Raw genomic sequence first — 12,447 nt, forward strand, 5'->3', positions numbered from 1 at the left:
CTCACCCCACGTACGGGATCGTCTGCGGCCCCTCGGGCAGCACGCAGAGCCGGGCGCCGGGTCCCGCCGCCGCGAGAGCCTCGGCGACGGTCGCGGACACGTCGTCGGTCTGGGTCAGGTGCGCGGAAGCCAACTCCGCGTCGCTGAGGTACGACGTGTGCATCACGACCCGGCACTCGGCCTGGATGCGCGCTTGGATCTGCACCTGCCACTGGTCGGGCACGGTCACCTCCCGCGCGGAGATCTCCGCGAACAGCGCCGCCGGCGAGTCCGCCGACGCCAGCACCTCCCGGTAGGACCCGTGGTCGGGGAACCCGTCCCGACACTCGGCCGCGCACACGATCGTGCCGCCCGGCTTGGCCACCTGGTAGGCCGCCGACATGCCCTTCACCGCCTGGTAGAGGTTCTGGTCCAGCGGATAGCCCGAGTTGGTGGTCACCACGACGTCGAACCGGTGCGGCACGGGCCGCATGGCCACCTCGCGGGCGGTGCGCACGGCCTCGGCGTGCATGGCGAGCAGGTCGCCGCCGAACGTGGCCACCACCTGCTTGTCCTGGTTGAGCACCACGTCGAACCCGTAGGTCACCCCGGTGGCCGCCGCGATCGCGCGCACGTCGTCGTGCACCGGGTTGCCCTCGACGATCCCCCACGCCGCCCGCGGGTGGCCGATCCGGCGCGCGTCGTGCAGCACCAGCACGGTCTCCAGGGCGGCCAGGCCGGGCGCGACCAGCTTCGGCCCGCCGGAGAACCCGGCGAAGAAGTGCGGCTCGACGAACCCGGTCGTGATCCGCACGTCCGCCGCCAGCCACTCCCGGTTGAGCCACACCGGCACGCCCTCGCCCAGCTCGCCCACCCAGGTCAGGCTGCTCCGGTCGCGGGCGTCGTGGTTGACGATCCGCACCGAGTCGACCACCTCGTCGCCGAACATCCGGCGCAGCTCGGCCTCGGAGTTGCCGCGGTGGGTCCCGGTCGCGACCAGCACCACGACGTCGTCCAGGTCGACCAGGCCGTCCAGCTCCGCCAGGATGGCCGGGATCATCAGCTCGCGCGGCTGCGGGCGGGTGCCGTCGCAGGCGGAGATCGCCACGGTCTGGCCGCGCCGCACCCGCTCGCGCAGCGGCGGACCGGCGACCGGGGACCGCAGCGCCCGGCGCAGGATCTCCACCGGCGGTTCGGTGGCCTGGTGGTGCCGGGGCGTCACGACGGTGGTGACATCCGGGTCGACCCGCAGGTCCAGGCCGGTCTCGCCGTAGGCCAGCCGCACGGTCTCCATCACCGCTCCCCCAACCCGTAGACGCGGGCGGCCGTGCCGGCGAAGACCGCGGCCCGCTCGGCCTCGCCCAGGCTCGCGGTCAGCTGCTCGGCGGCGCCCACGACCTCGCCGTAGGACGCGGCGAGCAGGCACACCGGCCAGTCCGAGCCGAACATCAACCGCTCGGGGCCGAACGCGTCCAGGGCGGCGTCGAAGTACGGCCACAGCTCGGCCACCGTCCAGTTCGGGCCGGCCTCGGTGACCAGCCCGGACACCTTGGCCACCACGTTCTCCTCGGCCGCCAGCGCCGCCACCCCGCTCGCCCACGGCTCCCACAACCGGCTCGCGATGTCCGGCTTGGACAGGTGGTCCAGCACGAACAGCAGGTCCGGCACCGCCCGCACCGCCTCCACGGCGGCCGGCAGCTGGCGCGGCCGGGTCAACAGGTCGTAGACCAGCCCGGCGTCGCGCACCGCGCGCAGCCCGGCCAGCACGTCGGGGCGGACCAGCCACTCCTGGTCGGGCTCGGACTGCACCAGGTGCCGCACGCCCACCAGCCGGTCGCCACCCGGCCCGGACCGCAGCCGGTCCAACTGCTCGGCGACGTCGGGCGCGGTCAGGTCCACCCAGCCCACGACGCCGGCGACCAGCTCGGACTTCGCGGCCAGCGCCAGGAACTCGGCGGTCTCGGGCAGGTCGGGCAGCACCTGGACCAGCACGGTGGCCTCCACGCCGGCGGGCGTGGTCACCGCCCGCAGGTCGGCCGGTCCGAAGTCGCGCCGGATCGGGGCGAGGTCCGGCCCGTCCAGCCAGTCTTGCGGTCGGGCGGCGAGATCCCAAAGGTGGTGGTGCGCGTCGATCCGGAGCATCGCGCGACTGTACCCGATCACGGCCGTTGACGTCATACGTCATACGAGTTACGTTCGTCGCACCTCGTCGGGCCCAGCCCGGCCACCGTCTGGAGAAGTGAGCAGCGATGAAGCAGCGCACACTGTGGGCCGCCGCCCTGGCCGCGGGGCTGGCCCTCGCCGCCGGGTGCGGCAGCGCCGCCGGACCGGGCGCGTCGTCCGGTGGTTCGGGTGACAAGCTCGTGGTCTGGGACTGGAAGTCCGGCGACCCGAAGGCGGCCGGGTTCGTGGAGAAGGCCAAGGCGGACTTCGCCAAGAAGCACCCCGGCGTGACCGTGGAGTTCGTGGCCCAGCCCTTCGACCAGTACTACACCCTGCTCGGTGCGGCGATCCAGGCCGGCAAGGGACCGGATGTCGTGTTGTTCAACGGTGGCGGTCAGATCCGCGACCGGGTCGACGCGCTGACCCCGTTGGACGACATGGTCTCCGGGGACAAGCAGCGGCTGTCCGGGTGGGACGCGTTCACCAAGGACGGCAAGGTCTACGCCTCCCCGGTGACCCTGCAAGGCCACCCGATCTACTACAACAAGGCCCTCTACGAGAAGGCCGGCATCTCCACGCCCGCCAAGACGTGGGACGAGTTCGTCAAGAACTGCGGCGTGATCGCCGAGAAGACCGGCACGAAGTGCTTCTCCCTGGGCAACAAGGAGGGCATCGGCATCCAGTTCTTCCTGTCCGCGCTGGGCTCGGCGACGCTGACGCCGCAGGAGTACGACGCCTGGATCGCCGGCAAGCGCGACTGGACCTCCCCGGGCGTCAAGCGGATCTTCGAGCTGTGGAAGCAGACCAACGACGCCGGGTTGAACACCGAGGGCGCCAACTCCACGGCGATGTTCAACGACGCGTTCGCCGCCTTCCAGTCCGGCAAGGCCGCCCACGTCATCGGGCTGATGTCCGACATCGGGCACTGGAAGGACTTCGCCGAGTTCCTCGACGCGGACAAGGTCGGCGTGCTGGAGGCGCCGGTGGTCAACGCGGCGGCGTCGCCGAGCCTGCCCTACGACGGCGGCATCGGCTACGCGGTCGCCAAGTGGACCAAGGACCCGAAGGTCGCCGCGGACCTGGTGCGGTCGCTGACCTCGACCGAGGCCCTGAAGGCCTTCTACGTCGACGGCGGCGCGATCGCCTCCGACACCACCATCGACGTCTCCGAGGGCGGACCGGCGGTCAAGTCCATCGTCGACGAGGTCAAGTCCGGCAAGCCCGCCCTACACGTCGCCCTGTCCTCCAAGACCATCGACCTGATGGGACGGCTGTCCCAGCAGCTGCTCAGCGGCTCGGCCTCCGTGGACGACGTCCTCGCGCAGCTGGCCACCTCGGACCGGACCGGCTGACCGACGTGGCCGGACGTTCACTGCCCTCGGTCGACCCGGCGGTTGCCGGGCCGGCCGAGGGGATCGCCGTCGCCCCGACGGAACGCCGACCCGCGGCCGGGCCGAGGTCACGGCGCAGGCGCCGGGGCTCGCGGGCCGAGCGGCTCGCGCCGCTGGTCCTGGTGGCGCCGGCGGTCCTGGTCATCGTCGTGCTGCGGTTGTGGCCGCTGGTGCTGGGCATCAACTTCTCCTTCACCGGCGACGGCGACCGCAACGGCACGGCCGTGGGCTTCGACAACTACCTGACCCTGCTGGACGACCCGCTGTTCCAGACCTCGCTGCGCAACGTCGGCCTGCTGGTCCTGCTGCTGCCGATCGCCGTGGCGATCCCCGGCCTGCTGGCGACGTTCGTCTACCTGAAGGTGCCCGGCCACAAGGTCTACCGGGGCGTGTACTTCTTCCCCGCCGTGCTGTCGCCGGTGATCGTCGCCGCGATCTTCAACCTGCTGCTCGCCTTCGACGGCCCGGTCAACCGGCTGCTCGGCGCGGTGGGCCTCGGGCCGGTCGACTGGCTCGGCGACCCCGACGTGACGATCTTCGCCGTGGTCGCGGTGCACGTGTGGGCGACCTTCGGCATGGCGCTGGTGGTCTTCCTGGCCGGGTTCTCCACCCTGGACCCGTCGCTGCTGGACGCCGCCAAGGTGGACGGCGCGACCCTGCCGCAGACCATCCGGCACGTGATCGTCCCCAGCCTGACCCGGACCATCCAGTTCGTCTTCGTCACCACCATGATCGGCATGCTGACCTCGATGTTCGGCCTGCTGTACGTGATGACCGGCGGCGGACCCGAGGGCTCCACCTACCTGCCCGAGTACTACATCTGGATCCAGCAGGGACAGATGAACCAGCCCGCGCTGGCCTCCGCCGCCTCGACCGCCCTGTTCCTGATCATGCTGCTGGTCGGCCTGGCCCAGATCGGCATCCTGCGCCGCGCCGCGGGCAAGGAGGACTGATGGCCGGCACCCGGATCACCCGCTGGGTCGTCGCGATCCCGATGGCCGCGCTCGCCCTGGCCACGATCTACCCGCTGGTCTTCACCGCCAACGTGGCCATGAAAACCCGCCGCGAGTACGTCCTCGACCGGTTCTCCGTGACCGACTCCCTGCGCTGGGACAACATCGTCAAGGCGTGGACCAGCGTCGGGATGTCCCGGTACTTCCTGAACTCCGTGGTCGTCGTGGCCTGCTCGGTGGCCCTGTTGCTGCTGCTCGGCTCGATGGCCGGGTTCGCGCTGGCACGGCTGCGGTTCCGGGGCTCGTCGACGTTGTTCCTGGGCGTGCTCGCGGCACTGTTCGTGCCCTTCCAGGTGATCATGGTCCCGCTGGCGCGGATCATGGCCGACACCGGCCTGCTGGACACCTACCCCGGGCTGATCCTCGCCTACGTGGCGCAGTTCCTGCCCTTCACCATCTTCCTGCTCACCAGCTACTACGCCACCGTGCCACCGGAGATCGTGGACGCCGCCCGCATCGACGGCAACACCACCTACGGCGTCTACTGGCGGATCATGCTGCCGATGGGCAGGCCCGCGCTGCTGTCGGTCGGCGTGCTCAACGCCCTGTTCTGCTGGAACGACGTGCTGATCGCCTTGCTGGTGATGCCGTCCGCGGAGCACCGGACGCTCATGGTCGGCGTCACCTCGCTGCGCGGGCAGTACTCCGACGACATCCCCACCTTCGCCTCCGGTGTGCTGATCGCCGCGGTACCCGTGCTGGTGGTCTACCTGTTCCTGCAACGCCAGATCGCCGACGGTGTCACCGCCGGGGCCACGAAGGGCTGACGAACATGCGCATCACGGGTTACCGGGTCCTCACCACCGTCCAGGACTGGGGTCGGCCGGTCGGTGACGCCAACGGCGTCTACGCCGACGGCCTCGTGCGGGTCCCCGTCCTGGTCGTGGAGACCGACGCCGGGCTGACCGGGGTCGGCCTCGGGTCGCACGTGCAGGTGGAGACCGTCTTCGCCGCCATCGAGGGCGAGGACCCGCGCGGCGTCACCGCCCTGTACGACCGGATGCTGCGGCACACCTTCAAAGCGGGCCACGCCGGCGCGGTGTTCGGCACCATCGGCGCGCTGGACACCGCGTTGTGGGACATCAAGGCGCAGGCCGCCGGCGAACCGCTGTGGCGGCTGCTGGGCGGACGCGACCGGCGGGTGCCCGCATACGCGTCCGGCCTGGACATCGCGCTGGACGACGAGCAGCTCGTCGCGCTCTACCAGACCTACGCCGAGCTGGGGCTGCGCGCCGCCAAGCTCAAGGGCGGGCTGGACGTCGAGCGCGACCGGCACCGGCTCACGCTGGTGCGCGACGTGCTCACCGAGGCGGGCCGGGGCGCGCGACCGGGCCTGATGCTCGACGTGAACGAGACGTGGACCCGCAAGCAGGCCGTCCGGCACGTCAGCGAGCTGGAACGGACCCTCGACCTGACCTGGATCGAGGAACCGGTGCGCCGCTGGGACGCCCAGGGCCACGCGACCGTCAGCCGCGGCGTCCGCGCCTCGGTCGCCACCGGGGAGAACCTGACCGGGCTGGAACAGCACCGCCCCCTCATCGCGGCCGGCGCGGTGGACATCGTCCAGACCGCCGCGGTCTGGGGCATCACCCACTTCCTGCGCGTGTCGGCCCTCGCGCACGCCCACGACCTGCCGGTCAGCCCCATCGGCACGACCCCGGTCGGCCTGCTGCACGCGGCCACGTCGGTGCCCAACCACCTGGTCAGCGAGCTGCAAGACCTCCGGCCACCGCTCGGCGTCACGGTCGACCACCACGTCGAGGACGGGTCGTTCGTGCTCGGCGACCAGCCCGGCCTGGGCGTCCACGTCGACGAGGCGGTCATCGCCGCCGCCGGCCACCGGCTGCCCGACCCGAGGTCCGGCGGCGCCCACATCCGCCCGGAGGGCGCCGGCCGTCGCCTGCACCCCGTCGGTCCGTAGTGGAACAATCGGGGGCATGACGGGGGACACCGAGCGGGAGATCGACGCCGGCCGCCTCCCGGCCGACGTCGTGGCCTTGATCGACGCCCTGGGTCCCGGGGAGGAGCTGGTGGTGCGGCGGGACGGCCGCCCGATCGCGACCATCTCCGGCACGCAGGCCTTCGCACGCCCGCCCTCGGGTGACCCGGGCTTCGACGACGTGACCGTCGTGGCCACCGCGATGAAGCTGTCCGACTCGGCGCGGGCGGCCCTGTCCGACCGGCTCGGCCCGGACTACATCGTGCTGGACATGCACAAGGCCCCGAAGAGCGCCGAGGTGCTGCTGGTGCCGCCGGTCAGCCCCCAGCTGATCGGCAGCCTGCGCGCGATGTTCCCGCGGGCGCGGGTGGTCATCGCGGAGATCGAGGACGAGGAGCTGGGCGTCAGCTACCACGGCCCGGTCCGCCGCCTCATCAACGCCGGCGCGGACGTCTACGTCCCGCCCAGCACGATCCCCCGCCTGGCCGTGCACCTGGACCGCACCATGACCCACCTGCGGGAAGTCACCGCCGGCACCCCGCTGATCCTCGAAGCTCCGGACTGATCGGAAAAAATCTTCGGACCGCGTTGTCCGATCGGGGTGGGCTCGTTCGTGGTGGAGGTGAACCGGTCGCCCGCGAGGGGCGCCGCGAACCACGGGAGATGATCTGCCATGCAGTACCTGGTGTCCGTCGTCACCGACTCCACCCAGCTGGCCACCGACGAGGAGATGGCCGCCATCGACGTCTTCAACGAGCGGCTCCAGACCGAGGGGCACTGGGTGTTCGCCGGCGGCCTCGCGGGACCCGACGCCGCCACCGTCGTCGACAACCGGGGCGAGCGGCCGGTCGTCACCGACGGGCCGTTCGTGGAGACCAAGGAGTTCCTCATCGGCTTCTGGATCATCGAGGCGGCCGACCTCGACGTGGCGCTCGCGCTCGCCGTCGAGGGCTCGAAGGCGTGCAACCGCAAGGTCGAGGTGCGGCCGTTCCTGTGACCGGTGCCCCCGAGGCGGTCACCCGCGCCTACCACGAGGAGTGGGCACGGGTGGTCGCCGCCCTGACCAAGCGGTTCGGCGACCTCGACGTCGCCGAGGAGGCGGCGGCCGAGGCGTTCGCGACCGCCGTCGAGCACTGGCCGGTCGACGGCGTGCCGCCCAACCCGGGCGCCTGGCTGACCACCACCGCCGTGCGCAAGGCCATCGACCGCATCCGGCGCGAGAACAAGCGCGACGACAAGCACAAGGAGGCCCGGACGGTGCACGACGACGACCCGCCCGAGCCCCTCGGCGCCATCGACGACGACCGGCTCCGGCTGATCTTCACCTGCTGCCACCCCGCGCTGGCGGTGGAGGCCCGCCTGGCGCTGACGCTGCGCATGGTCGGCGGGCTGACCGTGGCCGAGATCGCCCGCGCGTTCCTGGTGCAGGAAAGCGCGATGGGCCGGCGGATCACTCGCGCGAAGGCCAAGATCAAGGCGGCGCGCATCCCCTACCGGGTGCCGTCCGCCGAGGACCTGCCGGCCCGCGTGTCCGGCGTGCTCGCCGTGCTGTTCCTGGTGTTCAACGAGGGCTACCTGGCCACCGGCCCGGACACCGACCCGGTGCGGCACGACCTGACCGCCGAGGCGATCCGCCTGACCCGCCTGGTCCGCGAGCTCCTGCCCGACGACGGCGAGGTGGCCGGCCTGCTGGCCCTGATGCTGCTCATCGAGGCCCGCCGCACCGCCCGCGTCTCGTCGACCGGCGAGTTGGTCCCCCTCGACGAGCAGGACCGCGGCGCGTGGGACGCCGACCTCGTCGCCGAGGGCCACCGCTTGGTCCGCGAACGCCTCGCGACCGGGCAGCCCCCAGGCCGCTACCAGGTCCTGGCCGCGATCAACGCCGTGCACACCTCGGCCCGGGACGTGCGCGACACCGACTGGTCCCAGATCGTCGCCCTCTACGACCACCTCGTGCGCCTCGACCCGTCCCCGGTGGTCGCCCTCAACCGGGCCATCGCCGTCGCCGAACTGGACGGCCCCGAAGTCGCCCTGGCCGCGATCGACCGCCTAGACACCCAACTCACCACCTACCACGCCTACCACGTGGCCCGCGCCGACCTGCTACGTCGCTTGGGCCGCAGCCAGGACTCCCGAGCCGCCTACAACCAGGCCATCGAGCTGGCCGGCAACACCGCCGAGATCACCCACCTGCTCCGCCGCCGCGACCAACTCGCGCCATGACACCGGCCACGACCGCCACAAGCGCGACCCCGGCCACGATGTCCAGCACGTAGTGGTGCCCGGTGACCAGCACGATGAACGCGACAGCCAGCGGGAACAGCCACACCACCCAAGCCGCACGCGAGCGCAGGGACGAGAAGACGGCGTAGGCGCACCAGGTCGTCCAGGCGACGTGCATGCTCGGCATGGCCGCCAACAGGTTCACCCCCGGCCGCGGTACCCGGGACTCGGCGCTGAACAGGATGTCGTGGACGGCCATGTGGTCGACGATGCCGGGTTGGGCGAAACGCGGCGGTGCCTCCGGGTAGAGCCAGACGAGCAGGATGTCCAGCAGCATCATCACCACCAGGACCGTGCGCAGGTGGCCGTAGCGCTCCGGGCGCTTGAGGTAGAGCCAGATCAGGACGGCCGGCACCGCCAGGACGCTCAACCGGTAGAAGTAGCCCGTCGCGTAGATCGCGACCGGGTTGTCGACCAACGCCTGGTTGAGCGGGTACTCGACCGCGATGCGCAACACCTGCTCCAGGCGCTGGACCAGCAGGGCGTTGTCCGTCGCCGCCGGCTCCCCCCGATCCACCGCCGCCCGCGCCAGCCCGAACAACACATACCCGACAACCAACACCGGCACTTCGACGAACCACACCGGCCGCTTGCGACGCGACGCCCGCCGAACTGCCGACGCGATCGCATCCCTTGCCGCCACGCCGCCCTCCTCCACCCCCTTCGCGCCAAGGTAGCGGATCGTCCACCCTTGCCACGATCACGGCACGCCCCGCATCCTGAGCCCCATGCCCGACGTCCTCGCCCGCCCCGTCGCCTGGCTGGACACCGGCAACGGCGTCTTCGCCCGCGCCGCCCGGGTGGACGACGGGTGGTGGGTGCTGCGCCGCAACAGCTTCCCCGACCACCCGCTGTACACCCTGTTCATCGACGGCGTGGTAGTGGGCGACGTGGAGGACGTCCGTGCGACTTCGTGGGACCTGGACGTCAAGACCCGACCGAGGCTGACCGACGAGCAGCGCGCCGAGGTGCTGGCGTTGATGCGCGGGCTGGGTCCGTACGGCAGCGAGGTGGGCAGGCCGTGCGACGGCGATTGGTGCACCTGCACGGTCCTCACCGACGAGCACATCCGTGCCATGCCGTCCACAGTGGACCCTAGTCCTCCGCAGCCTCCGCGAACCGCTTGATAGCGGCCAGTCGACGGTCCCAGTCGGCGGCGAGCGCGTTCATCCACCGCTGGGTGGCGTCCAGCCCTTCCGGCCGCAGCGAGTACCTCATCTCCCGACCGACCTTGCTGCCACCGACGAGCCCGACGGCTTCCAGGACGGCCAGGTGCTTGACGATCGCCTGCCGGGTCACGGGCAGCCACCCGGCGAGCGTCGTCGCGGTGACCGCGCCGTGGGCGGCGAGCAGGTCGAGCAGCCGGCGACGGGTGGGGTCGGCCAGGGCGGCCAGCACGCCGCCGACCGCGTCGTCCGGTTCGGGCCTCACCCGGTGGACTCTTCCACGTGCTTCTTGGCCGCGTCGAGGACCTGGGGCCAGCCCTCGGCGAGGTTCCGAACCGTCTGCTCCCGCACGTCGTCGGACACCCTCAGCGCCGCGAAGCCACTCTCGGTCACGGTGAGCCGGGTCTTGTCCCCCTCGGCGGACAACGTGAACTCCACAAGCGTGCTGTTGCCCTCGACCAACTCCTGCCCCGGCGTGGCAGGCGCCCACAGGTAGGCGATGTAGGACGGCTCCTCGACCTTCACCACGCGCACCGGAAACTCCCCATGCTCGACATGCCTGGCCACAGCAGTCCCACCCTCGACCGCCGTACCCGCGATGTCCTCCGGGATGTCGACCCAGAACCCAGGCGTGGCCACCAGCGGCCAGACACGCTCGACCGGTGCGTCGATCAGGGTGTCGCGTTCAATCCGGTCCTCGATCACGAGGTGCTCCTCCCGTTGGCAGGTTGATGTGCAACCGGAGTGTTGCACATTGGCCGATCGTCGTGCAACCTGTCGGTTGCACAAGGATCGCCGAAGCGGAAGAAGAGCCCATTGAGTGCACAACAAGCGGTGCTGAGCCCGACCAGGGTGAACCTGGTCCTGACCACGTTGTTCCTGGGCATGTTCGTACTGGGCAGCGGCGAGCTGCTCGTGGTCGGCGTACTGGACCTGATAGCCGCCGACCTCCACGTCACCATCTCCGAGGCAGGCGCCCTGGTGACCGCCTACGCCTTAGGCTTGGCCATCGGCGGCCCAATCCTGGCCGCACTGACCATCAAACTGGACCGCAAGACCGTCCTGGTCGGCACGCTAGTGCTGTTCATCGCGGCCAACGTGGCCGCAGTCCTGACCGACGACTACGCCGTGTTCGTCGTGGCACGCGTCCTGATCGGCGCGCTGCAAGGCCTGTTCATCGCCACGTCGTTCATCGCCGGCATGTCAGTCGTCCCACCCGAACGCATCGGCAGGGCAATCGGGATCATCGTCTCCGGCGTATCGGTCTCGACAGCACTAGGCGTGCCACTAGGCACCCTGGTAGGCCAAACCTTGGGCTGGCGCGGCTCGTTCACAGCCATCATCGCCATCACCGCAGTAGTAGCCGTCGCCACCGTGACCTTGATCCCGCCCGTACCCCCCACAGGCGCAGGCGCCGTCGACCAGGCCCGCTACGCCTTCGCCCCACGCGTACTAGCCGTGCTGTTCCTGAACTTCATCGTATTCGCAACAACCTTCGCAGCACTGACCTACATCGTGCCCTTCCTCCAGAACGTCACCGGCATCTCCGGAGCCGTCCTGAGCGTGTTCCTCCTGGCATTCGGCGTCGCCACAGCCTTCGGCTCGTTCAGCGGCGGCAGATTCGCCGACCGAGACGCCGGACGCACCCTGCTGATCGGATCAATCGGCATCACAACGTCGCTTCTCACGCTGCACTTCGTCGGCCCAATCTCCGTACTGGTCGCGCTAGCACTACTGGCCTGGGGTTTGTTCGCGTACGGAATCGTGCCCTCACTGCAAGTCCGAGTGATCAGCCTGGCCGGCCCCGGCGGCCAACTAGCGCAGTCACTCCCAGTCTCGGCAGCCAACGTAGGCATCGCCTTCGGCGCATTCATCGGCGGCCAAGCACTAGACCGCCACGGCGCACCCGCCACCGTGATCACCGCCCTGATCTTCGCCGCAATCACCGTGACAGTAGCCTGGACAACCAAGCAACTAAAGCCCCCCGTGACCGAAGAGCCCCCCATCAACGCCATGCAATAACACCCTCCCGCGCGCAGCGCCGCCCTTCGGCGAAGCCGGCGAGTGGGCAGTCCGCCGGGGAGGACACAACTCAACTTGGGCTTCTTGCTTGTGTCATCCCCGTATGGCCTGCCCGAAGGGCTACCACAGATTTCCCTGGGTGCAGCCGAATTTTTTGTGAGGAACGAGCAAAAAATTTAGCGGCACCCAGGGAAATCTGTGGTTGGCTCCGCCAGGCCATACGGGGATGGCACAAGCAAGAAGCCCCCGCAGTTGCAGTTGGGTCATCCTTGGCGGCCTGCCCGCCGGCGAGGCGCTTTTGATCTTTGAACCGGACTTTCCACCGACAAGCCCACGCTTCGCGGGTCCAAACGCAACACGCTCCGCCCACGCAAGCTCGAACGCTCCCCGCGCTCGCACGCTCTCGAACGCTCTCCGCGCTCGCACGCTCTCGAACGCTCTCCGCGCTCGCACGCTCTCGAACGCTCTCCGCGCTCGCACGCTCTCGAACG

Annotated in this window: 14 protein-coding genes; 9 read left to right on the plus strand and 5 right to left on the minus strand. The window is 70.4% G+C overall.

Translation table 11 applies throughout. The features are described from left to right. Window position 1 precedes the first annotated feature (1 nt). On the minus strand, window positions 2-1,273 hold the full coding sequence (larA, locus tag WBN91_RS11135; protein WP_337723079.1) for a nickel-dependent lactate racemase: 1,272 nt from the start codon (window positions 1,271-1,273) through the stop codon (window positions 2-4). Continuing rightward, window positions 1,273-2,121, minus strand: coding sequence for an amidohydrolase family protein (locus WBN91_RS11140; protein ID WP_337723078.1), 849 nt, complete (start codon window positions 2,119-2,121; stop codon window positions 1,273-1,275). Before WBN91_RS11140 ends, larA begins: the two co-directional genes overlap by 1 nt. 107 nt (window positions 2,122-2,228) lie before the next feature. Here WBN91_RS11140 and WBN91_RS11145 point away from each other — a divergent pair, with 107 nt between their 5' ends. From WBN91_RS11145 to WBN91_RS11175, 7 genes are all read left to right on the plus strand, one after another. Further along, on the plus strand, window positions 2,229-3,494 hold the full coding sequence (locus WBN91_RS11145; protein ID WP_337723077.1) for an ABC transporter substrate-binding protein: 1,266 nt from the start codon (window positions 2,229-2,231) through the stop codon (window positions 3,492-3,494). A gap of 5 nt (window positions 3,495-3,499) precedes the next feature. Beyond that, window positions 3,500-4,486: a carbohydrate ABC transporter permease gene (locus WBN91_RS11150; RefSeq protein WP_337723076.1), complete on the plus strand. Its 987-nt coding sequence runs from the start codon at window positions 3,500-3,502 to the stop codon at window positions 4,484-4,486. Beyond that, the gene (locus WBN91_RS11155) at window positions 4,486-5,313 is read left to right on the plus strand and encodes a carbohydrate ABC transporter permease (protein WP_337723075.1); all 828 of its coding nucleotides are present in this window, start codon (window positions 4,486-4,488) and stop codon (window positions 5,311-5,313) included. The genes WBN91_RS11150 and WBN91_RS11155 overlap by 1 nt, the downstream gene beginning before the upstream one ends. Window positions 5,314-5,318: 5 nt before the next feature. Continuing rightward, complete coding sequence (locus WBN91_RS11160; RefSeq protein WP_337723074.1) at window positions 5,319-6,467, plus strand: mandelate racemase/muconate lactonizing enzyme family protein; 1,149 nt, start codon at window positions 5,319-5,321, stop codon at window positions 6,465-6,467. Between the two features lie 16 nt (window positions 6,468-6,483). Then, window positions 6,484-7,050 (plus strand): hypothetical protein, encoded by a 567-nt coding sequence (locus tag WBN91_RS11165; protein ID WP_337723073.1) that lies wholly within the window; start codon window positions 6,484-6,486, stop codon window positions 7,048-7,050. Between the two features lie 108 nt (window positions 7,051-7,158). Continuing rightward, on the plus strand, window positions 7,159-7,482 hold the full coding sequence (locus WBN91_RS11170; protein WP_337723072.1) for a YciI family protein: 324 nt from the start codon (window positions 7,159-7,161) through the stop codon (window positions 7,480-7,482). Further along, a complete protein-coding gene (locus WBN91_RS11175) occupies window positions 7,479-8,708 on the plus strand; it encodes an RNA polymerase sigma factor (protein WP_337723071.1) in 1,230 nt (409 codons plus the stop codon). Before WBN91_RS11170 ends, WBN91_RS11175 begins: the two co-directional genes overlap by 4 nt. Here WBN91_RS11175 and WBN91_RS11180 read toward each other — a convergent pair. Then, the gene (locus tag WBN91_RS11180; RefSeq protein WP_337723070.1) at window positions 8,668-9,411 is read right to left on the minus strand and encodes a phosphatase PAP2 family protein; all 744 of its coding nucleotides are present in this window, start codon (window positions 9,409-9,411) and stop codon (window positions 8,668-8,670) included. The genes WBN91_RS11175 and WBN91_RS11180 overlap by 41 nt on opposite strands. Window positions 9,412-9,496: 85 nt before the next feature. On the opposite strand from WBN91_RS11180, the gene WBN91_RS11185 reads away from it, so the two are divergent. Further along, a complete protein-coding gene (locus WBN91_RS11185; RefSeq protein ID WP_337723069.1) occupies window positions 9,497-9,895 on the plus strand; it encodes a hypothetical protein in 399 nt (132 codons plus the stop codon). Here WBN91_RS11185 and WBN91_RS11190 read toward each other — a convergent pair. Both WBN91_RS11190 and WBN91_RS11195 read right to left on the minus strand, forming a co-directional pair. Further along, complete coding sequence (locus WBN91_RS11190; RefSeq protein WP_337723068.1) at window positions 9,864-10,199, minus strand: ArsR/SmtB family transcription factor; 336 nt, start codon at window positions 10,197-10,199, stop codon at window positions 9,864-9,866. The two genes, WBN91_RS11185 and WBN91_RS11190, sit on opposite strands and share 32 nt — an antisense overlap. Then, window positions 10,196-10,639 carry an SRPBCC domain-containing protein gene (locus WBN91_RS11195; RefSeq protein ID WP_337723067.1) on the minus strand — a complete coding sequence of 148 codons (444 nt, stop codon included), beginning with the start codon at window positions 10,637-10,639 and terminating at the stop codon, window positions 10,196-10,198. Before WBN91_RS11195 ends, WBN91_RS11190 begins: the two co-directional genes overlap by 4 nt. Window positions 10,640-10,786: 147 nt before the next feature. Between WBN91_RS11195 and WBN91_RS11200 the strand changes: the two genes are divergently transcribed. Beyond that, the gene (locus WBN91_RS11200; protein WP_337723066.1) at window positions 10,787-11,956 is read left to right on the plus strand and encodes an MFS transporter; all 1,170 of its coding nucleotides are present in this window, start codon (window positions 10,787-10,789) and stop codon (window positions 11,954-11,956) included. Window positions 11,957-12,447: the final 491 nt, after the last annotated feature.

The organism is Saccharothrix sp. CCNWYY140 (assembly GCF_037401995.1).
Taxonomy (GTDB): domain Bacteria; phylum Actinomycetota; class Actinomycetes; order Mycobacteriales; family Pseudonocardiaceae; genus Actinosynnema.